Here is a 22,871-nt window from a genome sequence, read left to right as displayed (position 1 = left end):
GCGTATGAAGCTGGCTTTGTCCCATTGCCGTCTTGCATTCACGCCGCGAGCGTGCAAAACGCCCGTGACTATGCGATGATCTCGCGCACGTGCCGCATGAAGAACAAGCACCGGTAGTATCAGATGATCAGACTGATTGGATATTTCTTTGGCCTCGGCTGCCTCCTGTTTCTGGGTGCAGCGGCTGCGGCTGCCATCTATCTGAGCGTGGTCTCGAAGGAACTGCCCGACTACGAGGTGCTTGCCAAATATGCGCCGCCGGTAACGACGCGCATTCACGCCGGCAACGGCGCGCTGATGAAGGAATATTCGCGCGAGAACCGGCTTTTCGTGCCGATCCAAGCGATTCCCGATCGCGTCAAGGCGGCTTTCCTTTCGGCGGAAGACAAGAATTTCTACAACCATCCCGGCGTTGACGTCGGCGGTCTCATCCGCGCCGTCGCCGTGAACCTGCAGAATATCGGGTCCGGTCGCCGCTTCGTCGGTGCGTCCACCATCACGCAGCAGGTCGCGAAGAACTTCCTGCTCTCGGCCGACCAGACGTTCGACCGCAAGATCAAGGAAGCGATTCTCTCCTTCCGCATCGAGCAGGCCTACAGCAAGGACAAGATCCTCGAGCTCTACCTGAACGAAATCTATTTCGGCCTCAATTCCTACGGTATCGCTGGCGCCGCGCTCACCTATTTCGACAAGTCGGTCAACGAGCTGACCATTGCCGAATCGGCCTACCTGGCATCGCTCCCGAAAGGCCCGTCGAACTATAATCCGTTCCGCCGTGCCGAGGCAGCGCTGACCCGCCGCAACTGGGTGATCGATCGCATGGTCGAGAATGGCTATGTCAGCCAGAGCGACGGCGAAGAGGCAAAGAAGCAGCCGCTCGGCGTCGTGCCGCCGAAAAGTGGCCCGTCGCTTTTTGCGTCCGACTATTTCTCCGAGGAAGTTCGCCGCCAGCTGATCGACCAGTATGGCGAGAAGACCCTTTATGAAGGTGGCCTTTCCGTCCGCACGTCGCTCGATCCGCAGATGCAGCTGGAAGCTCGCAAGGCGCTGCAGGATGGTCTGGTCGATTATGACGAGCGTCGCGGCTATCGCGGCCCGCTCAAGCAGATTGCCACCTCGCAGGATTGGGGCGCCGAGCTCGCCAAGGTTCCAAGCCTTAGTGATGTGCCGGAATGGCAGGTCGCTGTCGTCCTTTCCGTATCGGATCAGGGTGTCGATATCGGCTTGCAGCCGCGCGTCGATGCCGCCGGCAAGGTATCCACGGAGCGGACGCGCGGCACGATCGCTCCCGCCGACATGCGCTGGGCCTATCGGTCGGCCAGTGGAAAATCGGTCAAATCGCCGAGCGGCGTTTTGAGCCCCGGCGACGTGATTTACGTGCAGAAGACCGGCAATGCCGATTCGAGCAGCTATCGTCTGCGCCAGCCGCCGAAGGTGCAGGGCGGTCTCGTTGCCATGGACCCGCATACCGGGCGCGTGCTCGCCATGGTCGGCGGCTTCTCCTATGCGCAATCGGAATTCAACCGTGCGACGCAGGCCAAGCGTCAGCCGGGTTCCTCGTTCAAGCCGTTCGTCTACGCTGCCGCCATGGATAATGGCTATACGCCAGCCTCGGTCATTCTCGATGACCCGCTGCAGATCACGCTCAGCAATGGCGATGTGTGGAAGCCGACGAACTACGAAGGCGAGGGCGGTGGCGTCCATACGCTTCGCTTTGCGATCGAACATTCGCGCAACCTGATGACGGTCCGTCTTGCTTCCGATATGGGCATGCCGCTGGTTGCCGAATATGCCGAGCGCTTCGGCATCTATGACCACATGAACCCGGTGCTCGCCATGTCGCTCGGTGCCGGCGAAACGACGGTACTGCGCATGGTTTCGGCCTATTCGGTGATCGCCAATGGCGGCAAGCAGATCAAGCCGACCCTGATCGACCGTATCCAGGACCGTTACGGCAAGACCATCTTCAAGCATGAGGAACGCGTCTGCGATAATTGCAACGTCAACGCCTGGCAGAACCAGGACGAGCCTGTCATCGCCGACAATCGCGAACAGGTGCTCGATCCGATGACGGCCTATCAGGTCACGTCGATGATGCAGGGCGTCATCATCCGCGGCACCGCCGCCGGCAAGATCAAGCTCAACACCGATGTCGCCGGCAAGACCGGTACCACCAATGATGAGAAGGATGCCTGGTTCGTCGGCTTCACGCCGAGCCTCGTCGCCGGCCTCTATATCGGCTATGACACGCCGGCCACGCTCGGCCGCGGCGGCACGGGCGGCGCGCTCGCGGCGCCGATCTTCAACGAATTCATGCAGGCAGCCACCAAGGACGAGGCGCCCGAGAAATTCCAGGTTCCGGCCGGCATGACGATGGTCGCCGTCAACCGCGCGACCGGCATGGCCGCACAGCCCGGCGAGCCGAATGCCATCATGGAAGCCTTCAAGCCCGGCACCGGCCCGGCCACCAGCCTGCAGGTCATTGGCGGCGGCGATGCAGCGGCACAGGTTGCGCCTGAGGAAATTCTGCGTACCTCGCCGCAGGCGAACCAGGCTGTCACTTCCGGATCGGGCGGCCTGTTCTGATCCTTTCCAATTTGTCCGATCCCCATGCCGCAGGGCTTTACACCAGCGGCATGTATATCTATGTCACCAGCACTCTTGAAATTGAATGCCGCTCGTCCTGGGCGGCGAATTGAAGAAGCAGGATCATGAGAGCCGAAATCGAGAAAATAGTCGACGAAACCAAGCAGGCTATCACCCTGCTGAGGAGGCATCTTTGACTGGGATCAGGCGGTAAGACGACTGGACTGGTTGAATAACAAGGCAGAGGATCCGACCCTCTGGAACGATGCTTCCGAAGCGCAGAAGCTGATGCGCGAACGCCAGCAGCTTGATGATGGTATCGGCGGCGTGCGTACCCTCGAACAGCAGCTTGCTGACAATATCGAGCTGATCGAACTTGGCGAGGAAGAGGGCGATGTCGATGTCGTGCGCGACGCCGAAGACGCCCTAAAAGGCCTGAAGGCGGAAGCAGCACGCCGGCAGGTGGAAGCCATGCTGTCGGGCGAGGCCGACTCGAACGATACCTACCTCGAAGTCCACTCCGGCGCCGGCGGCACCGAGAGCCAGGACTGGGCGAACATGCTGTTGCGCATGTACACCCGCTGGGCCGAACGCCAGCGCTTCAAGGTGGAGCTGCTCGAAGTTCATGACGGCGAAGAAGCCGGCATCAAGTCTGCGACGCTGCTCGTCAAGGGTCACAATGCCTATGGCTGGCTTAAGACCGAATCGGGCGTGCATCGCCTCGTTCGCATTTCGCCCTATGACAGCAATGCGCGTCGTCACACGTCGTTCTCGTCTATCTGGGTCTATCCGGTCGTAGACGATTCGATCCAGATCGAGATCAATGAAAGCGATTGCCGCATCGACACCTACCGCTCGTCAGGCGCCGGCGGCCAGCACGTCAATACGACCGACTCGGCCGTGCGAATCACGCATATTCCGACCGGTATCGTCGTGCAGTGCCAGCAGGAGCGTTCCCAGCACAAGAACCGCGCCAAGGCGTGGGACATGCTGCGTGCCCGCATGTACGAGGCCGAATTGATGAAGCGGGAAGAGGCTGCCAATGCCGAAGCCGCTTCGAAGACGGACATCGGCTGGGGTCACCAGATCCGCTCTTACGTGCTGCAGCCCTACCAGCTGGTCAAGGATCTGCGCACCGGCGTTGCCAGCACGGCGCCCGGCGACGTTCTGGACGGCGATCTCAACGAGTTCATGGAAGCAGCTCTTGCACACCGCATTAGCGGTGCTGCCGATGCCGTTGTCGACGACGTCGAATAAGGTCGCATCCGTTCGAGCATGGAAAAGCCCCGGAGACGGGGCTTTTTTTATGGTGCATTGTGCCTGGCTGCCTCTGGCCTTTTGGGCCTCGCGCAGATGTCCCGCTTAATCCGAAAATTGTTCCGCCAGAATCCTGTCCGACCATGACCTGTCCGGATCGGACAGGATGCGAGCCGTCGTGTCTTCGCTCTGGCGGATCTGAATGCCGAGGACCGATTTGACTTCGGTATTGTCGGCCGCGGCGTTGACCGGACGCTTTTCCGCTTCGAGGACCGTGATGTCGACCGTCACCTTGTTCGGAAGAAGGGCACCACGCCAGCGGCGCGGGCGGAAGGCGCTGACGGGCGTCATGGCGAGCAGCGGCGCTTCCAGCGGCAGGATGGGGCCATGGGCGGAAAGATTGTACGCGGTAGAGCCTGCCGGCGTCGTCACCATCAGCCCGTCGCAGATCAGCTCCGGCAGGCGGACCCGCCCGTCGATCTCCACCTTCAGCTTTGCGGTCTGATAGGACTGGCGAAACAGCGAGACTTCGTTGATGGCGAGCGCGACGCAGGAGCTGCCATCGGCATTGCGCGTGGTCATCTGCAGGGGGTGAAACGCGTTTTCGACAGCCGCCTCGATACGCTCCGCCAGGCCATCCGTGCGGTAGTCGTTCATCAGGAAGCCGATGGACCCGCGGTTCATGCCATAGACGCGTTTGCCCGTATTCATCGTCTTGTGCAGCGTCTGCAGCATGAAACCGTCGCCGCCGAGAGCTACGACGATATCTGCATCTTCCTGCGATGTCTGGCCATAGAGGCGAATGAGCTCCTGCCGCGCCGCTTGAGCCTCTGGCGCGGTGGAGGCGAGAAAACAAACGGATTGAAGATTGCGCGACATGCAAAGTCCTTTGAATGGCGATTCTACGTAATGTTATTCCCTTGCCGCGACAAGACGTTTCGCTCGAACTGGTGAATCGCCGATCCCCAGCTTTGACGTGGATCGACCGATTTTCCCTTTACAGGATTTCAAAATCTGTTACTTGGCATGCCGATACGCCCTTGTAGCTCAGTTGGTAGAGCACCTGATTTGTAATCAGGGGGTCGCGGGTTCGAACCCTGCCGGGGGCACCAGATTTTTTTCCTGAAAATCGTCGATCGTTTCATCTCCGGTATGGAAAACCGACGATGGTGACATAATATGTCGTTGCCAACGAGTTCCAAACGCTCGTAGCCGTGATCAATATTATATCCGTGTGCCTGGAACCATATGCCGAGCAAGCCCAAGAAGCCTAAACTCGAACACTCCGAGCTTTCGGGTGAATTCACCGACGATGGCGTGACCGTCCTGGTCGATATCTTTCGCCCGGCCGGCACCAATGCCGACTGGAGGATGGAGGTCATCACTCCGGAAGAGGATTTGATCGAATGGGAAGAGCCCTTCGCGACCGATCGCGAGGCGTTCGATGAGTTCCTGGCGACGATCGCTCGCGATGGGATCAGGTCGTTCTTCGACGAAGCTGATCCTGCGATTCACTGATCTCGCCACCTTGTTTTGAGCTGCCTTGCCATGCAGAAGCTTGCGGCGGAACGGAGGCCTGCGATCGGCTGAAATGCCGGAGCTTTTCCAATGCCGGAATTAGGCATAGACTTCGCTCGTCAATGGCGGGTGAGGATACGTTCATGCACGAGATATCGAGGCATGTCGTCTTGGGATTGCCGCTTGTCGTGATCGCGGTGATTGCAGGCGCGCCGGTATTTGCCGGTGAAAATTGCTACTGCAAAAATACGGATGGAAAGCAGCATGCGGTCGGCGAGATCGCCTGCATGACCGTGGGCGACAAGAGCTATCTTGCGCAATGCGAGATGAATCTTAATGTCACCTCCTGGGCCAAGCTGCAGGATGGATGCCCGGTCACCGAGAGATCGCCTGTGCGGCAATCGGCCTGGCATCCGGCACCGATGGTAGTCAGATGAGCGCCGCTGCCTAGTCTATTGGCAACGATAGGCTCGCTCGGAGAGCGCACCCATGCCTGAGCGCGTCATAAGCTCGTAGAGGAGGCGCCGGCTGAAGGGATTGTGCAGGCGTATGGCATCGCATCCCAGGAAATGAGTTTCGGCCAATTCGAATGCTCCGAGATGTGGAGCCTGCTCTATGGCCGCGCGATAGAAGTCATGAAACTCGCGACGGCAGACGTAGGTTTTGTACTTCGTCATGCAGAAGGTCGAAAAAGCATCGTCGTTGTCGCGGATGAAATCCGCCATGCCAACGGTCACCTCCGGCCAGGCCGGATTGAATGTATCGTCGAAGACGATGATGCCATGATCTGCAACCGTGTCCCGGGCCAGGTGGCTGTCGGAGACGAGATTGGGCAGGCTGTGCCCGCCATCGACACTGAAGAAACGCACCGTGCCGACCTTATCGGTAATCTCCTCCGCAGAAAAAGTCCTGCTGTCACCGACAAGCAGCATATCTTCATCGACGGGCAGACCGAGGCGATCCCCATGTTCTAGAAACAGACGATATTGGTCTGATATGCCATCCGACATGTTACCGATGTCGAAGAGATCGATGCCGAGAACATCTTCGTCGGGGGCGGCGATCTTCTTCAACAAAAAATAGGATCGTCCGAAATAGATGCCGATTTCGGCCAGGCCGCCATGAAGGCCGTGTTGTCTCTGGGATTCGAGGAGCGAAAGAAAAACGAGTGCGTCCGGTGGATCGATATATCCCTCCACGCTGCGAAGGTCGTGGAAAATGAACTTTCGGATATTCGATGGTACCATGCGCGCCGCACCTGTCCGCTTATGTGACACTCTTTGCCGGCCTCATGCCGGTTTCAGAAAACATAGTCACATTTCTGATACGTCAAGCCGTAGCGCGCTTCGGTATGGCTCAATCACCTTATTTGCGGACCAGCAGCAGCGGTTCGCCTTCCTCTTCTTCGGACTTCTGGAAGCTGCCGTCGGGCTTCATATCGAAGGAGAGAGAGGAGCCGTCATTGCCCAGCATGACAAGCCCGAATCCCTCTGTCGCCCAAAGGGAGAGCTTGAGGTCGCCGACTTCGCTGGCGCAGTCGCTGCCCGGTGACATCTTGGCGGTGCCGTCCTGATCCTTGTCGGTGGTGAGCGTGATATCGCAGATAGGCTTGCCGTCCGGTGTCTGGATGCGCCAGGCGCCTGCAAGGCTCGCGGCGGTCGGCACGTGATCGACGTCGCCGAGCGCCGGCAGCAGCCAGGTCGGGTCGCCGCCTTCGCTTTCCCACGGCGAGCCTTCCTCCTGCTGGAAGCGCATGAGCGGTTTGCCCTCGGCATCGGCGATGGCAAGCGAACCGTCGTCGGTGAAATTCCAGATCTTGGCCTTGACGAGAGCGGGCACGGGCGTCGCGCAGGCATCCGCCCCGGTAATTTCGTAGCCGCCGGAAGCAGTGTTCGTTCCAAAGGTCAGGCGGCAGCCCTTGGCACCGCTTTCAGGTGCGACCAGCCATTGACCGGCCTGCGCCTGAACCATTTCGTCATCGGCCGCGCGCGCCGGCTGGACCGCTGTCAAAGCAAAGGCGGCGGAAACCGCCGCTAGACCGAGAAGACGGATCAAGGCAAATTCTCCCAACGTGCTGCGACCGCCAACGGCGCCGCTATGATTTGAGATAGGACCGCGTCGCATATAGCGCGATCGCGGCTGCATTCGAGACATTGAGCGATTTGATCGCGCCCGGCATGTCGAGCCGGGCAAGCGCACTCACTGTTTCCCGCGTCTTCTGGCGCAGGCCCTTGCCCTCGGAACCGAGCACGAGCGCTATCTTGTCGCCGCTGAAGGTACCTTCGAGCGGCGCGGGGCCTTCCGAATCAAGCCCGATCGTCGTGAAGCCGAGCCGGTGCAGCTCAGCGAGCGCATCAGCGAGATTGGTGATCTGTATATAGGGTATGAGTTCGAGTGCGCCCGAGGCCGATTTTGCCATGACACCTGATTCGGTCGGGCTGTGGCGCTGCGTGGTGATGACGGCACCCGCATCGAAAGCGACGGCCGAGCGCATGATGGCGCCGACATTGTGTGGGTCCGTCACCTGATCGAGAACCAGCAGCAGCGGACTGTCCTTCAATGCCTCGAGACGGCGCACGGGCAGGGGGCGCGTTTCCAGCATCACGCCTTGGTGAATCGCTTCGGGGCCAAGCACCTTGTCGATATCCTGCGGCGAGACGATCTCGACCGGGATACCGAGTTGATCGGCCGGGCCGACTTCCAGCCGCACCAGCGCATTCTGCGTCGTGGACAGCTTGATGTTCTTGCGCTCTGGATTACTCAGCGCCGCGCGAACCGTGTGCAGGCCATAGAGAAAGACCTGATCGGGCGCGAGCGCCGGCGGCTTCCAGTCATCGGCGCCAGCCTTCTTGCGCTTCTGCGGCGCTGGCGTCGGGATCTCGCCGCGCTCGCGCTTGGCATCGCGATGGGCGCGCCTCAGCGTTGCATAATGAGTGTCCTTGGCCGAGCGGTCGTCGGCGGTGCTGTCTTGGCCCTGACGGCCGGATGATTTGTCTTTGCTCATGCGGCTTTATAACCAGCGCCATCTTGAGCGCCTAGTCCTCTTTCCGTGCCGGGCTTTTCCCACAGGCTGAAATTTTTTCGTCATTTTTGGCAATTCCTTGTGTTGACAGACGGAAATCGTCCGGTCATATACGCGGCGCAGATGACGGCGGCGACGCCAACATCTAGCAAGCTTGGTCGCAAGATCCAGTCGGAAAACTGGAGGGATGCCCGAGTGGTTAAAGGGGACGGACTGTAAATCCGTTGGCTCAGCCTACGTTGGTTCAAATCCAACTCCCTCCACCATTCCGTGCCGGATCTTGACCATCCCGCGGGTATAGCTCAATGGTAGAGCAGCAGCCTTCCAAGCTGAATACGCGGGTTCGATTCCCGCTACCCGCTCCAAGATTTCAATTTGTTAGCTTCTCGACCCTTCTTCGCGGTGACGAAGAGAGTGTTGTGTCGGCATGCTTATCGCGCTGCATGTGCCCGCCCACCTTTGCATATTTGACACGAAGGGTTGCTTATATCCCCGCGAGCGATAGATATTGCTCAGGCAACCGAAACGGGAGAGCGCAAATGGGTATCTTCGACAAGATCAAGGGTGCAATCTGGGGAGAAGCCAAGGCTGCCGAGGCAGCTCCGGCACCTTCGCAGAGCACGGCGGCAACAACCAATCCGGAACCTGCGGCAACGCCGGCTCCGTCCGCGACGACGGCAGCAACTTCGCCTGCCACCAGCGCGCCGTCCGCTCCGGTGGATATCGCCTCGATCCTCGACGCCGCCGTCAAGAAGAGCGGCCAGAAGCTGGATTGGAAACATTCGATCGTCGACCTGATGAAGGCGCTCGGCATGGATGCGAGCCTTTCGGAGCGCAAGGAACTGGCGCAGGAACTCGGCTATACGGGCGATGCTGGCGATTCCGCCAAGATGAATATGTTCCTCCACAAGGCTCTTCTGCAGAAGCTTGCGGACAATGGCGGCAAGGTGCCGGCCGATCTTCTCGATTGATAGCCTTTCGCCCTCGGCGGTCGGCCATTGCGGGCGCCGCCGGATGGCAATGCTGGCTGCGGCAATGAGCGATCATTGTCGGTTGACGATTGCGCGCTCCCGCCGATGGGCGAGGGCGTGTTTTATTATGCGGCAATCAGATGTTCGGTCGGGTTTCGGGCGCCGGAGATCTGGAATTCCTTCCTGAACGCTCCTATCTAACCGACTGAACCGGCGAACGCTTTTATGTTTTGCCGGAAAGGCTGGCGAACCTTGTGCGGCGAAGGAATGTCGAAGGCTGCGGATCATGCGCCATCGGCCGGGCTTTGTCGAAAATAGGGCCTGCAATTAAGTCTTGCGCAAACGCGACGAAAGCCTTAAACGGCGGCACTAAACCGGTTCGCCGGGGTCACTCATTACGTTCATAGGAAGCATTCAAATGGCAAAGAGTAAGTTTGAGCGCAATAAGCCGCACGTTAACATTGGTACGATCGGTCACGTTGACCACGGCAAGACGTCCTTGACGGCAGCGATCACGAAGTACTTCGGCGAGTTCAAGGCGTACGACCAGATCGACGCTGCTCCGGAAGAGAAGGCTCGTGGTATCACGATCTCGACGGCCCACGTTGAATACGAGACGCCGAACCGTCACTATGCGCACGTTGACTGCCCCGGCCACGCCGACTACGTCAAGAACATGATCACGGGTGCCGCGCAGATGGACGGCGCGATCCTGGTTTGCTCTGCTGCTGACGGCCCGATGCCGCAGACGCGCGAGCACATCCTGCTCGCCCGCCAGGTTGGCGTTCCGGCGATCGTCGTGTTCCTGAACAAGGTCGACCAGGTTGACGACGCAGAACTTCTCGAGCTGGTCGAGCTTGAAGTTCGCGAACTTCTGTCGTCCTACGACTTCCCGGGCGACGACATCCCGGTTGTCAAGGGTTCGGCGCTTGCTGCTCTTGAAGATTCGGACAAGAAGATCGGCGAAGACGCGATCCGCGAGCTGATGGCTCAGGTTGACGCCTACATCCCGACGCCGGAGCGTCCGATCGACCAGCCGTTCCTGATGCCGATCGAAGACGTGTTCTCGATCTCTGGCCGTGGTACGGTTGTGACGGGCCGCGTCGAGCGCGGTATCGTCAAGGTTGGTGAAGAAGTCGAAATCGTCGGTATTCGTCCGACGTCGAAGACGACGGTTACCGGCGTTGAAATGTTCCGCAAGCTGCTCGACCAGGGCCAGGCCGGCGACAACATCGGCGCGCTGATCCGCGGTGTTAACCGTGACGGCGTCGAGCGTGGTCAGATCCTGTGCAAGCCGGGCTCTGTGAAGCCGCACAAGAAGTTCATGGCTGAAGCCTACATCCTGACGAAGGAAGAAGGCGGCCGTCATACGCCGTTCTTCACGAACTACCGTCCGCAGTTCTACTTCCGTACGACTGACGTGACGGGCATCGTGACGCTTCCGGAAGGCACGGAAATGGTCATGCCTGGCGACAACGTCACGGTTGCCGTTGAGCTGATCGTTCCGATCGCGATGGAAGAAAAGCTTCGCTTCGCGATCCGCGAAGGCGGCCGTACCGTCGGCGCAGGCATCGTTGCCTCCATCGTCGAGTAATCCCAGGATTATTCCTTTACAAAAAGGCCCCGCTGGAAACAGCGGGGCCTTTTTGCATTCCGACATACCGTCGACGCGCATCCGTCGCTCAGGCGGAATTTGCACAATGCGAACACATGTCACGCATCGGTGACATGATTTTCCTGTTGTATGCCCGCCTTCGCACAGCGCACGACATCCGCAACGAAATCGCTTTTGCCGCCGGTATAGTGATCCCAATCGCCGTTGGCCTCTTTGGCCAGGCGCCATTTCAATATCGCATAATTCGCGACAAGTTCAGGATGCGCGCGCAGATAGTCGCGGAAGAGAAGGCGCTCCCGGTGAGCCTCGTTATCAGGCAGGCAGAGATAGAGACGCGTGCCGTAAGGTGTCTCATCCTTGGTGAAGGCCCAGCGGCCGGCGCCATGCAGATCGCCGTGAAAGCGATATCCGTCCTCCTTCAGGCGCTCCGTCGCATCCAGCCTGGCCTCTTCCGAAAAGAGGACGGCATCGATATCAAGCTTGGGTTTGGCGCATAATCCAGCGATCGCCGTGCTGCCGATGTGATGGAACGTGGCGAGATGGCCAAGCAACAGGCTGATTGTCTGGCTTCTGCTTTCGAAGAGAAGAGGCCATTGCGGGTCGTATTCGACAAGCGTGATCGGCCGCATCCGTCCCGTCTCCTCTTGCCGCTCTCGGCACTCGCAATATGCTTTACCGAGTCGATCCGATTATTTTGCCGGGAAAGCGACGGGTCACCAAGCCGTGTCTTGCGAAATGGAGGCAAGGGCCTATGTATCGCTCGATTTTATCTGGAGGAGATTTCATGAAGAAACGTATTTTGTTTACCGGCGGCAGCGGCAAGGCTGGACGTCACACTGTTCCCTGGCTGGTCAATGCCGGCTATGAAGTCCACAATATCGATCTCGTGCCGCTGAACAGCCCCGGTGTCACGAATCTGGTGGCTGATGTCACTGATGCGGGACAAGTCTATAATGTGCTGACCATGCACCGCGATTTTCCCGATCTCGATCAGGGCAAGGGTGTACAGCCTTTCGATGCCGTCGTGCATTTCGCCGCCATTCCGCGCATCCTGATCAAGCCCGACAACGAGACTTTCCGCATCAACACGATGAGCACTTATAATGTCATCGAGGCGGCCGCGAAGCTCGGCGTGAAGAAGATCGTCGTCGCCTCCAGCGAGACGACCTATGGCATCTGCTTCGCCGAAGGCCATCGCGACTTCCATCAGTTCCCGCTGGAGGAGGATTACGACGTCAATCCGATGGATTCCTATGGTCTATCCAAAGTGGTGAACGAGAAGACCGCCCGCGCCTTTGCCGAGCGCTTCGGCATCGATATCTACGCGCTGCGTATCGGCAATGTCATCGAGCCGCACGAGTACGAGCGCTTCCCCGAGTTTTTCGCCAACAGCGAAATCCGCAAGCGTATTGCCTGGAGCTATATCGACGCCCGCGATCTCGGCCAGATCGTCCATCTCTGCATCGAGAAGAATGGCCTCGGCTTCCAGGTGTTCAATGCCGCAAACGACACGGTATCGGCCAATACGCCTTCACGAGAACTTGCCGCCAGGCACTTTCCGAATGTGCCGTTCACGCGCGAGATCGGCGAGTATGAGGGCTTGTTGTCCAACCGCAAGATCCGTGAGGTCTTGGGCTTCAAGGAAGAGCACGACTGGCGGAAATATGTGAAGGTCTGAGGGGAGGTAGCCCTTGCAATCGGCCGGGTGCTTTGTGTCGGCGCCCGGCAGACATATTGATCCGGGTAAGGGCGCCTCTCCATTTGTTACGCAGCAAAACCAAAAATGCTTCCGCAAACACTCGACAAATATCGCCGTTTATTTAAGTAGGGTTGCGTTCGCGAAGCATCTCCTAGAGATTGCAGCGCATGGCCCGGTATATCCGTGCCCGTGTTTCGAACCAGCACCCTCCGGCCGATGGGTCTCAAGGGTGGACAGCGCGCGATTTGCGTCGCGACGAAAGATAATAGTCGGCTGACCTGCAAGCGCTCAGCCGTTTCGGAGGTATCATGAAGGATAATGTTGCACGTATTTTCGTCGGGTTCGATTCCAAGGAGGTCGTGGCCTATCACGTCCTGACCCAGAGCATCATCGAGCGCTCGTCTATTCCGGTGGTCTTCTCGCCGATCGTGCTCAACAATCTCGAAGGCATCTTCACGCGCGAGCGCAATCCGCTGCAGTCGACCGAATTTTCCTTCTCGCGCTTCCTCGTGCCTTATCTCAGCGATTATCAGGGCTGGAGCATCTTCATGGATTGCGACATGCTCGCCCGCACCGATATTGCCGAGCTTTGGGCGCTGCGCGACGACCGCTATGCCGCCATGTGCGTCAAGCACGACTATCAGCCGAAGATCGAAACCAAGTTCCTCGGTCAGACGCAGACGAAGTATGAAAAGAAGAACTGGTCGAGCATGATCCTGTTCAACAACGCCAAATGCACGGCGTTGACGAAGGATTTCGTCAATACGGCAACCGGCCTCCAGCTTCATCAGTTCAAGTGGCTGGAGAATGACGACCAGATCGGCGAGGTGCCGGTGACCTGGAACTATCTCGTCAACGAATACGACTATCGTGAAGATGCCAAGCTCGTGCACTTCACCGATGGCGGCCCGTATTTCGACGAATATCGCAACGACGACTACGCCGGAGAATGGTTCGCCATGCGCGATCGGATGCTGCACGTTCAACAGAAGTGAGCGAATTGGATCAGAGAACGCCAGGCGTCAGTAATATCGGCCTACCGGCTGCGGGTTCCGCGGCCGGTTTGAGCAGCGCCGATGAATGGCGGACCACGTTGACTGGGTTTTCCCATATCGTCCTGGTCGCCAATAGCGACGCGGTCGATATCGCAAGCCTGCAGGCGCAGTTTCCACAGACCGCGCTCTTCGTCTTCTTCAACAAGGTCTACAAGGTTCTGGATCGCCCGTTCCACGGGCATTCGCTGCTGATCTCCCGCGGGCAGCCGCGCGGTGCCAACATCGTCTATCGCGGCGAAGTGGGCGAGGTCGTCAAATTCTTTCCGAAGGAATATTTCCTCGGCATCATGAATATCCGCCTCGGACCGGAGGAGAAACTCAATCCCGCCGCTGATTTCCAGGGAGCGCCGACCGGCCACCTCGATCTCGTGGGCTTCTGCTCGGATTTCTACACGGAGGGCAAGACGCCGACGAGCGGCTTTGCCATGGCGCTCTGGCTCAGCGACCTGAAACTGCCCGGCGCGATCGTGCTTGCGGGTTTCTCGGCCAGACGCAGCCAGAAGTGGAGGGTGGTTTCTGCCCATGATTGGAGCTTCGAGCAGACCTTCCTGCGCCTGTTTGCCCGGTTGGGAAAGATCACCATCCACGGCGGGGTTGCGTTGAACCCCTATATCCGCCTTGCGCAGCGCTTCACTGAGGTTCCGCCGGCCGAGATTGCTTTGGCCGCGGCCGAGGTTTTGTCGGAGCGGCTCGGCAATACCGATGCCGAAATAGACAAGCTGATCTCCCTGACGAATGTGATTCGTTCCGCGGATAACTTCATGCGTCGCCTCAGGCCGAAATTTCTCAAGCGCAAGCCGAAAGGTTCTCCCGGGGAATAGCGAAGGCGAGGGGCATCCTTTCCGTAGCATTCGCGGCGGTTTCGCCTCAGCGGCAGATCTTCTGTTCGAGACTGTCCCATGTGAAGTTGCGGGTTCGATTGGGAAAAAGAAAAAAACGCTCTTGCCAATCGTTTCGTCCCGCCTTAAAGGGAGCGCCATGTCTTCGAACTGCTCGGGCGGTCCACCGCTTGAAGCGAATATTCGAAGGAAGAAGGGGTATAGCTCAGTTGGTAGAGCGGCGGTCTCCAAAACCGCAGGTCGTAGGTTCGAGCCCTGCTGCCCCTGCCACTTTCCTTGATTTGACTGGCGCGTTGTTTCGCAGCTTCTTGGGTTAAGGGTCATGCCGGATTGTCGGCAAATTTTAGAAAACGCCGTATTGCCTCTTGTTAAATCGGGAATCGGTGTTTATGTAGGGTTTAACAGACACGCGGTGCGTGGGGCTGATATGTTCAGCTTTACGCGCCGTAATTGCGTGGGCAGTCAATGGCATCCAAAACGAATCCACTAGCGTTTCTGCGGCAGGTGCGCTCCGAGACGTCGAAAATTACTTGGCCGTCGCGCCGCGAGACCATGATCTCGACGGTGATGGTGCTCGTCATGGTCGTGTTCGCCTCGCTGTTTTTCTTTGCTGCTGACCAGCTCATTGGCTGGATTCTCAGCTATGTGCTGAATACCGGCAATTGATATCGGGTGGAGATGAACATGGCGGCACGTTGGTACATCGTCCACGCTTATTCTAATTTCGAAAAGAAGGTGGCTGAATCCATTGAGGAGAAGGCCAAGCAGAAGGGTCTCGAGCATCTGTTCGAGAAGATCCTTGTGCCGACCGAAAAGGTGGTCGAGGTTCGTCGCGGCCGCAAGGTTGATAGCGAGCGCAAGTTCTTCCCGGGTTATGTGCTCGTGCGCGCTAACCTGACGGATGAGGCCTACCATCTGATCAAGAATACGCCGAAGGTTACTGGCTTCCTCGGCTCCGACAATAAGCCCGTTCCGATTCCGGATTATGAAGCCGAGCGCATTCTCGGTCAGGTCCAGGAAGGCGTTGAGCGGCCGAAGGCCTCCGTATCCTTCGAAATCGGCGAGCAGGTTCGTGTATCCGACGGTCCGTTCGCATCGTTCAACGGCACGGTTCAGGATGTGGACGAAGAGCGTTCGCGCCTGAAGGTGGAAGTGTCGATTTTCGGCCGCGCTACGCCGGTCGAGTTGGAATACAGCCAGGTCGAGAAGGTCTGATGTGATTTCTACGAAAGGTTGGCCTGGCGGCTGGCCTTTTGTTTGAGTTTGGATATAAGTAAGTGTTTGCTTATATCTCGCGGCAAAGCCGCAATCCGCGTGGAAGGGTAGGGTCTTAGCCGGACCTGGTGATCCGTACCACGCAACCGCAGCCGCCGGAGCGATCCGGCATAGTAGGCCGGGCAACCGGTCATGTAGAAAGGCAGAGAGAAATGGCTAAGAAAGTTGCAGGCCAGCTCAAGCTGCAGGTCAAGGCCGGCTCGGCGAATCCGTCGCCGCCGATCGGTCCTGCGCTTGGTCAGCGTGGCATTAACATCATGGAATTCTGCAAGGCGTTCAATGCCGCCACGCAGGAAATGGAAAAGGGTATGCCGATCCCGGTCGTCATCACCTACTACCAGGACAAGTCCTTCACCTTCGTCATGAAGCAGCCGCCGGTCAGCTACTTCCTGAAGAAGGAAGCGAAGATCCAGTCCGGCTCGAAGACCCCGGGCAAGGGCGCCAAGGCTGGCACCCTGACCAAGGCTCAGGTTAAGGCGATCGCCGAAGCCAAGATGAAGGATCTGAACGCCGCCGATATCGAGGGCGCAATGGCCATGATCGAGGGCTCTGCCCGCGCGATGGGCCTGGAAGTGGTGGGCTAAGACCATGGTAGCAAAGCGTATTCAGAAGATTCGTGAAGGCGTTGATCCGACCAAGCTTTATGCTCTGGATTTGGCCATCAACATGGTCAAGGAACGTGCCGTCGCCAAGTTCGACGAGACGGTCGAAATCTCGATGAACCTCGGCGTTGACCCGCGTCACGCAGACCAGATGGTTCGCGGCGTCGTCAACCTGCCGAACGGCACTGGCCGTACGGTTCGCGTTGCCGTTTTCGCTCGTGGCGCCAAGGCCGACGAAGCCAAGGCTGCCGGTGCTGACATTGTCGGCGCTGAAGACCTGGTCGAAATCGTTCAGGGCGGCAAGATCGATTTCGATCGCTGCATCGCCACCCCGGACATGATGCCGCTGGTCGGTCGTCTCGGTAAGGTTCTCGGCCCGCGTGGCATGATGCCGAATCCGAAGGTTGGCACCGTTACGATGGACGTCAAGGCAGCTGTTGAAGCTTCCAAGGGCGGCGCTGTCGAGTTCCGCGTCGAGAAGGCTGGTATCGTCCATGCCGGTATCGGCAAGGCCTCCTTCGAAGCCAAGGCTCTGGAAGAAAACATCCGCGCCTTCGCTGATGCTGTCATCAAGGCGAAGCCGGCTGGTGCCAAGGGCAACTACGTCAAGCGCGTAGCGATCTCCTCGACCATGGGTCCTGGCGTCAAGATCGAGCCGTCGACGGTTACGGCGCCGAGCGCCTGATTGATTTCGCTGGGCTTTGTGCCCGGCATTTAAGAATTCCCGGCCTTTCGGGGCCGGGATTTCCGGAAAAATCCGGAATTCCTGTCCGAGATTGCAGGTGGTTATCCCTTAATCACTTAAGCCTGCATGAGACGGGTAAGACCCGAATTTTGAAGAAGCATCGCTTCGATGAACTCGGTTCGAGCCTTGGATGCCTTGTGCCTTGGAGCCGTATGGCTCGAGCGCGAGGGGACAGGATCCTCAAGCGTCGCTTGGGATCTCTCTTGATCCCAGGAGGCAAAAGGCAACCCGGCAGGCCCGTTAACCCGGTCCTGTCAACTGGAGAAAAGCAGTGGAAAGAGCGGAAAAACGCGAATTCGTCACGGAACTGAACGAAGTCTTCAAGGCTTCGGGCTCGGTTGTCGTGGCCCACTATGCTGGTGCTACAGTCGCTCAGATGAACGATTTCCGTTCCAAGATGCGCGCTGCTGGCGGCACCGTCAAAGTCGCGAAGAACCGCCTGGCCAAAATCGCTCTTCAGGGCACGGATGCGGAAGGGATTTCCAATCTCTTCACCGGTCAGACGCTGATCGCATACAGCACTGATCCGATTACCGCTCCGAAGGTCGTCGTGGATTTCGCCAAGGGCAACGACAAGATCGTTGTACTGGGCGGCGCCATGGGAACAACAACGCTCAACGCCGAAGGTGTAAAGTCGCTCGCGACCCTGCCTTCGCTGGACGAGCTGCGCGCGAAGCTGCTGGGCATGATCCAGACTCCGGCTACCCGCATCGCAGGTGTTGTTGCAGCGCCGGCAAGCCAGCTTGCTCGCGTGTTCTCGGCCTACGCCAAGAAGGACGAAGCCGCGTAAGGCGGTTTTTCGCTGTTCATAACCAACCAGTTCGAACCGAACAAAAGGAACTATCAAAATGGCTGATCTCGCAAAGATCGTAGACGACCTCTCCTCGCTGACCGTTCTCGAAGCCGCAGAACTGTCGAAGCTTCTCGAAGAAAAGTGGGGCGTTTCCGCCGCTGCTCCGGTAGCTGTTGCTGCCGTTGCCGGTGGTGCTGGCGGCGCTGCTGCAGCTGCTGAAGAAGAAAAGACCGAGTTCGACGTCATCCTCGCTGATGCCGGCGCGAACAAGATCAACGTCATCAAGGAAGTCCGCGCCATCACCGGCCTGGGCCTCAAGGAAGCCAAGGACCTCGTTGAAGCCGCTCCGAAGGCTGTCAAGGAAGCTGTTTCCAAGGCTGAAGCTGCTGACATCAAGAAGAAGCTCGAAGACGCCGGCGCTAAGGTCGACGTTAAGTAAGCTTGAAACTGCTTTGGGAGGTGGCTTTTTGCCGCCTCCCATTTGCCGTTTTTCTGAACGAATTACCCAAAAGCCGCGGGCAAAACGGCTTTTGGGTAATGGGTTCTTCAAGAGGATGGTCTCAAACCGAACCGCGACGCAATCCGGCTGAGCGGTTTTCGGTTAGATAGACGAGATTGAACTACTCATTGATTGATGGGGTCGCCTGGCCAGTGATTCCCATCCGTTGCAGGCCCGGGTGCAGGATTTTAAAGGAGCGACGATGGCTCAGACCCTTTCGTTCAACGGTCGCAGGCGCGTACGCAAGTTTTTTGGTAAGATTCCCGAAGTCGCAGAGATGCCGAACCTCATCGAGGTTCAAAAAGCGTCCTACGATCAGTTTCTCATGGTCGAAGAACCCAAGGGCGGCCGCCCGGACGAAGGTCTCCAGGCCGTCTTCAAGTCGGTTTTCCCGATCACCGATTTCTCCGGCGCTTCCATGCTGGAGTTCGTTTCCTATGAGTTCGAACCGCCGAAGTTCGACGTCGATGAGTGCCGCCAGCGCGACCTGACCTACGCCGCGCCGCTGAAGGTGACCCTCCGTCTGATCGTGTTCGATATTGACGAGGATACGGGCGCGAAGTCCATCAAGGACATCAAGGAACAGAGCGTTTACATGGGCGACATGCCGCTCATGACGAACAACGGTACGTTCATCGTGAACGGCACCGAGCGCGTGATCGTGTCGCAGATGCACCGTTCGCCGGGCGTCTTCTTCGATCACGACAAGGGCAAGAGCCATTCTTCCGGTAAGCTGCTCTTTGCTGCTCGCGTCATCCCTTATCGCGGCTCCTGGCTCGATATCGAATTCGACGCCAAGGATATCGTCTACGCCCGTATCGACCGTCGTCGCAAGATTCCGGTGACGTCGCTGCTGATGGCGCTCGGCATGGACGGCGAAGAAATCCTGTCGACCTTCTACACGAAGTCGCTCTATCAGCGCGACGGCGATGGCTGGCGCATTCCGTTCAAGGCTGAAACGTTGAAGGGTGCCAAGACCGTTACCGACATGATCGACGCCGACACCGGCGAAGTCGTGGTTGAAGGCGGCAAGAAGCTGACCCCGCGCCTGCTGCGTCAGCTGCAGGAAAAGGGCCTCAAGGCCCTGAAGGCGACAGACGAAGAACTGTATGGCCTCTTCCTGGCGGAAGACATCGTCAATTTCCAGACCGGCGAGATCTATCTCGAAGCCGGCGACGAAATCGACGAGAAGACCCTGCCTGTCATCCTGAAGGCCGGCTTCGACGAGATCCCGATTCTCGGCATCGACCACATCAACGTCGGCGCCTACATCCGCAACACGCTGTCTGCGGACAAGAACGAGAACCGTCAGGACGCTCTGTTCGACATCTATCGCGTCATGCGTCCGGGTGAGCCGCCGACCATGGAATCGGCTGAAGCCATGTTCAACTCGCTGTTCTTCGATGCGGAGCGTTACGACCTCTCCGCCGTTGGCCGCGTCAAGATGAACATGCGTCTCGACCTCGACGTCGAAGACACCGTCCGCATCCTGCGCAAGGACGACATTCTGGCCGTGGTCAAGATGCTTGTCGAACTGCGCGACGGCAAGGGCGAGATCGACGATATCGACAACCTCGGCAACCGCCGCGTCCGTTCGGTCGGCGAGCTGATGGAAAATCAGTATCGTCTCGGCCTGCTGCGCATGGAGCGTGCGATCAAGGAACGTATGTCCTCGATCGAAATCGACACGGTCATGCCGCAGGATCTGATCAACGCCAAGCCGGCTGCTGCCGCCGTCCGCGAATTCTTCGGCTCCTCGCAGCTGTCGCAGTTCATGGACCAGGTGAACCCGCTTTCGGAAATCACCCACAAGCGCCGTCTTTCGGCTCTCGGCCCGGGTGGTCTGACCCGCGAGCGCGCCGGCTTCGAAGTCCGCGACGTTCATCCGACGCACTACGGTCGTATTTGCCCGATCGAAACGCCGGAAGGTCCGAACATCGGCCTCATCAACTCGCTGGCGACCTTTGCTCGCGTCAACAAGTACGGCTTCATCGAAAGCCCTTATCGCCGCATCATCGACGGTAAGGTGACCAACGACGTGCTCTACCTCTCCGCCATGGAAGAGGCGAAGTACTACGTTGCTCAGGCCAACGCCGAGCTCGACGCTGACGGCTCCTTCATTGAAGAGTTCGTCGTCTGCCGTCATGCCGGCGAAGTCATGCTCGCTCCGCGCGACAACATCAACCTGATGGACGTCTCGCCGAAGCAGCTGGTTTCGGTCGCTGCCGCTCTGATCCCGTTCCTGGAAAACGACGACGCCAACCGCGCTCTCATGGGCTCGAACATGCAGCGTCAGGCCGTGCCGCTTCTGCGTGCCGAAGCCCCGTTCGTCGGTACCGGCATGGAGCCGGTCGTCGCACGTGACTCCGGTGCTGCTATCGGCGCCCGCCGCGGCGGCGTGGTCGACCAGGTCGACGCAACGCGTATCGTTATCCGCGCCACCGAAGACCTCGATCCGTCGAAGTCCGGCGTCGATATCTACCGCCTGATGAAGTTCCAGCGTTCGAACCAGAACACCTGCGTCAACCAGCGTCCGCTGGTCACCGTCGGTGACGTGGTCAACAAGGGCGACATCCTGGCAGACGGTCCGTCGACCGACCTGGGCGATCTGGCTCTCGGCCGGAACGTGCTCGTCGCGTTCATGCCGTGGAACGGCTACAACTACGAAGACTCGATCCTGCTCTCCGAGCGTATCGTTGCCGACGACGTGTTCACCTCCATTCACATCGAAGAATTCGAAGTGATGGCGCGCGACACCAAGCTCGGTCCGGAAGAAATCACCCGCGACATTCCGAACGTTTCGGAAGAAGCGCTGAAGAACCTGGACGAAGCCGGCATCGTTTACATCGGCGCCGAAGTTCAGCCGGGCGATATCCTCGTCGGCAAGATCACGCCGAAGGGCGAAAGCCCGATGACGCCGGAAGAAAAGCTTCTGCGCGCCATCTTCGGTGAAAAGGCATCCGACGTTCGCGATACCTCCATGCGCATGCCGCCCGGCACCTACGGTACGGTCGTCGAAGTTCGCGTCTTCAACCGTCACGGCGTCGAAAAGGACGAACGTGCCATGGCGATCGAGCGCGAAGAAATCGAGCGTCTCGCCAAGGACCGCGACGACGAGCAGGCGATCCTCGACCGTAACGTCTACGGCCGTCTGGTCGAGATGCTGCGCGGTCAGGTTGCCCTTGCTGGTCCGAAGGGCTTCAAGAAGGGCACGGAACTGTCGAACGCTGTCGTTTCGGAATATCCGCGTTCGCAGTGGTGGATGTTCGCCGTCGAGGACGAAAAGGTCCAGAGCGAGCTGGAAGCCCTGCGCGGCCAGTACGACGAATCCAAGTCGCGCCTTGAACAGCGCTTCATGGACAAGGTCGAGAAGGTCCAGCGCGGCGACGAAATGCCTCCGGGTGTCATGAAGATGGTCAAGGTCTTCGTCGCTGTTAAACGCAAGATCCAGCCGGGTGACAAGATGGCAGGCCGTCACGGGAACAAGGGCGTGGTCTCGCGCATTGTTCCGGTTGAGGACATGCCGTTCCTGGAAGACGGTACGCATGTCGACATCGTGCTGAACCCGCTCGGCGTTCCTTCGCGCATGAACGTCGGTCAGATTCTCGAAACGCACCTTGGCTGGGCTTGTGCCGGCATGGGTCGTCAGATCGGTGAGCTGATCGAAGCCTACAAGGCAAGCGGCAACATCGAGCCTCTGCGCAAGACGATCGATCTGGTCGTCGGCGACGGCCCGAAGAGCGACGACGTTCACGAGTATGACGATGCGTCGGTTCTGCGCTTGGCTGATCAGTGGAAGCGTGGCGTGTCCATCGCGACCCCGGTCTTCGACGGCGCTGGCGAAGCGGATGTCAACCACATGCTGGCAATGGCAGGTCTCAAGCAGACCGGTCAGTCGACACTGTACGACGGTCGTACCGGCGAGCAGTTCGACCGTCAGGTCACGGTTGGCTACATCTACATGCTGAAGCTGAACCACCTTGTCGACGACAAGATCCACGCCCGTTCGATCGGCCCGTACTCGCTCGTCACCCAGCAGCCGCTGGGCGGTAAGGCGCAGTTCGGCGGTCAGCGCTTCGGCGAAATGGAAGTCTGGGCGCTGGAAGCTTACGGTGCAGCCTACACGCTGCAGGAAATGCTCACGGTCAAGTCGGACGACGTGGCCGGCCGCACCAAGGTCTACGAAGCCATCGTTCGTGGCGACGATACCTTCGAAGCGGGCATTCCGGAAAGCTTCAACGTTCTCGTCAAGGAAATGCGCTCGCTGGGTCTCAGCGTCGAACTGGAAAACTCCAAGGTCGACGATCTGCAGACGGCAAGCCAGCTTTCGGACGCAGCCGAGTAATAGCCTGCGGGTGCGCGCTGTCGGTCAGCGCGCACCGCTTGGAATATTGC

General features: G+C 58.8%; 21 protein-coding genes and 4 tRNA genes. 20 read left to right on the top strand and 5 right to left on the bottom strand.

Going from position 1 to position 22,871, the window contains the following annotated elements; all coding sequences use genetic code 11:
* The first annotated feature begins 123 nt into the window (after positions 1-123).
* Together AC13Q5_RS02655 and prfB are read left to right on the top strand one after the other, a co-directional pair.
* The gene (locus tag AC13Q5_RS02655; RefSeq protein WP_457880123.1) at positions 124-2,586 is read left to right on the top strand and encodes a penicillin-binding protein 1A; all 2,463 of its coding nucleotides are present in this window, start codon (positions 124-126) and stop codon (positions 2,584-2,586) included.
* A gap of 125 nt (positions 2,587-2,711) precedes the next feature.
* Positions 2,712-3,843, top strand: a protein-coding gene (gene prfB, locus AC13Q5_RS02650; protein WP_488500776.1) for a peptide chain release factor 2 whose coding sequence is annotated in 2 segments (ribosomal slippage) — positions 2,712-2,780 and positions 2,782-3,843 — 1,131 coding nt in all. Because the reading frame shifts where the segments join, the coding sequence is not laid out codon by codon here.
* Positions 3,844-3,948: 105 nt separating this feature from the next.
* On the opposite strand, the gene AC13Q5_RS02645 is transcribed toward prfB, so the two are convergent.
* On the bottom strand, positions 3,949-4,722 hold the full coding sequence (locus tag AC13Q5_RS02645; protein ID WP_075852335.1) for an NAD kinase: 774 nt from the start codon (positions 4,720-4,722) through the stop codon (positions 3,949-3,951).
* Positions 4,723-4,879: 157 nt separating this feature from the next.
* Here AC13Q5_RS02645 and AC13Q5_RS02640 point away from each other — a divergent pair.
* The 3 genes from AC13Q5_RS02640 to AC13Q5_RS02630 all read left to right on the top strand — a co-directional run bounded on the left by AC13Q5_RS02640 (position 4,880) and on the right by AC13Q5_RS02630 (position 5,798).
* A tRNA-Thr gene (locus AC13Q5_RS02640) sits at positions 4,880-4,955 on the top strand.
* Between the two features lie 136 nt (positions 4,956-5,091).
* Positions 5,092-5,361, top strand: a complete 270-nt coding sequence (locus tag AC13Q5_RS02635) for a hypothetical protein (RefSeq protein WP_015339580.1) — start codon at positions 5,092-5,094, stop codon at positions 5,359-5,361.
* A 143-nt stretch (positions 5,362-5,504) separates the two neighbouring features.
* The gene (locus AC13Q5_RS02630) at positions 5,505-5,798 is read left to right on the top strand and encodes a hypothetical protein (protein ID WP_488500775.1); all 294 of its coding nucleotides are present in this window, start codon (positions 5,505-5,507) and stop codon (positions 5,796-5,798) included.
* A gap of 15 nt (positions 5,799-5,813) precedes the next feature.
* On the opposite strand, the gene AC13Q5_RS02625 is transcribed toward AC13Q5_RS02630, so the two are convergent.
* From AC13Q5_RS02625 to rlmB, 3 genes are all read right to left on the bottom strand, one after another.
* Positions 5,814-6,608, bottom strand: a complete 795-nt coding sequence (locus tag AC13Q5_RS02625) for a class I SAM-dependent methyltransferase (protein WP_488500774.1) — start codon at positions 6,606-6,608, stop codon at positions 5,814-5,816.
* Positions 6,609-6,726: 118 nt separating this feature from the next.
* Entirely contained in the window at positions 6,727-7,416 is a 690-nt protein-coding gene (locus AC13Q5_RS02620) for an AprI/Inh family metalloprotease inhibitor (RefSeq protein WP_488500773.1), read from the bottom strand.
* Between the two features lie 40 nt (positions 7,417-7,456).
* Positions 7,457-8,365 carry a 23S rRNA (guanosine(2251)-2'-O)-methyltransferase RlmB gene (gene rlmB, locus AC13Q5_RS02615; protein ID WP_075852339.1) on the bottom strand — a complete coding sequence of 303 codons (909 nt, stop codon included), beginning with the start codon at positions 8,363-8,365 and terminating at the stop codon, positions 7,457-7,459.
* 199 nt (positions 8,366-8,564) lie between these two features.
* Between rlmB and AC13Q5_RS02610 the strand changes: the two genes are divergently transcribed.
* The 4 genes from AC13Q5_RS02610 (at position 8,565) to tuf (ending at position 10,948) form a co-directional block, all read left to right on the top strand.
* Positions 8,565-8,649: transfer RNA gene (locus AC13Q5_RS02610), tRNA-Tyr, on the top strand.
* Between the two features lie 25 nt (positions 8,650-8,674).
* Positions 8,675-8,748: transfer RNA gene (locus AC13Q5_RS02605), tRNA-Gly, on the top strand.
* A gap of 174 nt (positions 8,749-8,922) precedes the next feature.
* Positions 8,923-9,354, top strand: a complete 432-nt coding sequence (locus tag AC13Q5_RS02600) for a DUF3597 domain-containing protein (protein WP_457880149.1) — start codon at positions 8,923-8,925, stop codon at positions 9,352-9,354.
* Between the two features lie 418 nt (positions 9,355-9,772).
* Entirely contained in the window at positions 9,773-10,948 is a 1,176-nt protein-coding gene (gene tuf / locus AC13Q5_RS02595; RefSeq protein WP_075852341.1) for an elongation factor Tu, read from the top strand.
* 119 nt (positions 10,949-11,067) lie between these two features.
* On the opposite strand, the gene AC13Q5_RS02590 is transcribed toward tuf, so the two are convergent.
* Positions 11,068-11,598 carry a GrpB family protein gene (locus AC13Q5_RS02590; protein ID WP_075857227.1) on the bottom strand — a complete coding sequence of 177 codons (531 nt, stop codon included), beginning with the start codon at positions 11,596-11,598 and terminating at the stop codon, positions 11,068-11,070.
* A 155-nt stretch (positions 11,599-11,753) separates the two neighbouring features.
* Here AC13Q5_RS02590 and AC13Q5_RS02585 point away from each other — a divergent pair, with 155 nt between their 5' ends.
* From AC13Q5_RS02585 to rpoB, 11 genes are all read left to right on the top strand, one after another.
* Positions 11,754-12,647, top strand: coding sequence for an NAD-dependent epimerase/dehydratase family protein (locus tag AC13Q5_RS02585; protein WP_488500772.1), 894 nt, complete (start codon positions 11,754-11,756; stop codon positions 12,645-12,647).
* Between the two features lie 329 nt (positions 12,648-12,976).
* Positions 12,977-13,663: a glycosyltransferase gene (locus tag AC13Q5_RS02580; protein WP_488500771.1), complete on the top strand. Its 687-nt coding sequence runs from the start codon at positions 12,977-12,979 to the stop codon at positions 13,661-13,663.
* A gap of 35 nt (positions 13,664-13,698) precedes the next feature.
* Complete coding sequence (locus tag AC13Q5_RS02575) at positions 13,699-14,544, top strand: 3-deoxy-manno-octulosonate cytidylyltransferase (protein ID WP_457878653.1); 846 nt, start codon at positions 13,699-13,701, stop codon at positions 14,542-14,544.
* Between the two features lie 212 nt (positions 14,545-14,756).
* Positions 14,757-14,832: transfer RNA gene (locus AC13Q5_RS02570), tRNA-Trp, on the top strand.
* Positions 14,833-15,027: 195 nt separating this feature from the next.
* Positions 15,028-15,228 (top strand): preprotein translocase subunit SecE, encoded by a 201-nt coding sequence (secE, locus tag AC13Q5_RS02565; protein WP_069614841.1) that lies wholly within the window; start codon positions 15,028-15,030, stop codon positions 15,226-15,228.
* Positions 15,229-15,246: 18 nt separating this feature from the next.
* Positions 15,247-15,777 (top strand): transcription termination/antitermination protein NusG, encoded by a 531-nt coding sequence (nusG, locus tag AC13Q5_RS02560; protein WP_075857230.1) that lies wholly within the window; start codon positions 15,247-15,249, stop codon positions 15,775-15,777.
* Between the two features lie 212 nt (positions 15,778-15,989).
* The gene (gene rplK, locus AC13Q5_RS02555; RefSeq protein ID WP_069614842.1) at positions 15,990-16,421 is read left to right on the top strand and encodes a 50S ribosomal protein L11; all 432 of its coding nucleotides are present in this window, start codon (positions 15,990-15,992) and stop codon (positions 16,419-16,421) included.
* Positions 16,422-16,425: 4 nt separating this feature from the next.
* A complete protein-coding gene (gene rplA, locus AC13Q5_RS02550; protein ID WP_047637053.1) occupies positions 16,426-17,124 on the top strand; it encodes a 50S ribosomal protein L1 in 699 nt (232 codons plus the stop codon).
* A 331-nt stretch (positions 17,125-17,455) separates the two neighbouring features.
* Entirely contained in the window at positions 17,456-17,974 is a 519-nt protein-coding gene (gene rplJ, locus AC13Q5_RS02545) for a 50S ribosomal protein L10 (RefSeq protein ID WP_004123444.1), read from the top strand.
* A 58-nt stretch (positions 17,975-18,032) separates the two neighbouring features.
* Positions 18,033-18,416 carry a 50S ribosomal protein L7/L12 gene (gene rplL, locus AC13Q5_RS02540; protein WP_015339593.1) on the top strand — a complete coding sequence of 128 codons (384 nt, stop codon included), beginning with the start codon at positions 18,033-18,035 and terminating at the stop codon, positions 18,414-18,416.
* Between the two features lie 262 nt (positions 18,417-18,678).
* Positions 18,679-22,821, top strand: a complete 4,143-nt coding sequence (gene rpoB / locus AC13Q5_RS02535) for a DNA-directed RNA polymerase subunit beta (RefSeq protein ID WP_075857232.1) — start codon at positions 18,679-18,681, stop codon at positions 22,819-22,821.
* The last annotated feature ends 50 nt before the right edge of the window (positions 22,822-22,871 follow it).

It is taken from the genome of Martinezella sp. CNPSo 3964, from assembly GCF_057784375.1.
Note: the sequence above shows the minus strand (reverse complement) of the source record. Positions and strands in the feature narration are given on the sequence as shown.

Coding starts and splice junctions, on each gene's coding strand:
- tuf (WP_075852341.1), top strand. CDS start 9,773: ATGGCAAAGAGTAAGTTTGAGCGCAATAAGCCGCACGTTAACATTGGT.
- AC13Q5_RS02645 (WP_075852335.1), bottom strand. CDS start 4,722: ATGTCGCGCAATCTTCAATCCGTTTGTTTTCTCGCCTCCACCGCGCCA.
- rplK (WP_069614842.1), top strand. CDS start 15,990: ATGGCTAAGAAAGTTGCAGGCCAGCTCAAGCTGCAGGTCAAGGCCGGC.
- rplA (WP_047637053.1), top strand. CDS start 16,426: ATGGTAGCAAAGCGTATTCAGAAGATTCGTGAAGGCGTTGATCCGACC.
- AC13Q5_RS02585 (WP_488500772.1), top strand. CDS start 11,754: ATGAAGAAACGTATTTTGTTTACCGGCGGCAGCGGCAAGGCTGGACGT.
- rlmB (WP_075852339.1), bottom strand. CDS start 8,365: ATGAGCAAAGACAAATCATCCGGCCGTCAGGGCCAAGACAGCACCGCC.
- secE (WP_069614841.1), top strand. CDS start 15,028: ATGGCATCCAAAACGAATCCACTAGCGTTTCTGCGGCAGGTGCGCTCC.
- rpoB (WP_075857232.1), top strand. CDS start 18,679: ATGGCTCAGACCCTTTCGTTCAACGGTCGCAGGCGCGTACGCAAGTTT.
- AC13Q5_RS02625 (WP_488500774.1), bottom strand. CDS start 6,608: ATGGTACCATCGAATATCCGAAAGTTCATTTTCCACGACCTTCGCAGC.
- AC13Q5_RS02630 (WP_488500775.1), top strand. CDS start 5,505: ATGCACGAGATATCGAGGCATGTCGTCTTGGGATTGCCGCTTGTCGTG.
- AC13Q5_RS02600 (WP_457880149.1), top strand. CDS start 8,923: ATGGGTATCTTCGACAAGATCAAGGGTGCAATCTGGGGAGAAGCCAAG.
- rplL (WP_015339593.1), top strand. CDS start 18,033: ATGGCTGATCTCGCAAAGATCGTAGACGACCTCTCCTCGCTGACCGTT.
- AC13Q5_RS02635 (WP_015339580.1), top strand. CDS start 5,092: ATGCCGAGCAAGCCCAAGAAGCCTAAACTCGAACACTCCGAGCTTTCG.
- nusG (WP_075857230.1), top strand. CDS start 15,247: ATGGCGGCACGTTGGTACATCGTCCACGCTTATTCTAATTTCGAAAAG.
- AC13Q5_RS02590 (WP_075857227.1), bottom strand. CDS start 11,598: ATGCGGCCGATCACGCTTGTCGAATACGACCCGCAATGGCCTCTTCTC.
- AC13Q5_RS02655 (WP_457880123.1), top strand. CDS start 124: ATGATCAGACTGATTGGATATTTCTTTGGCCTCGGCTGCCTCCTGTTT.
- AC13Q5_RS02580 (WP_488500771.1), top strand. CDS start 12,977: ATGAAGGATAATGTTGCACGTATTTTCGTCGGGTTCGATTCCAAGGAG.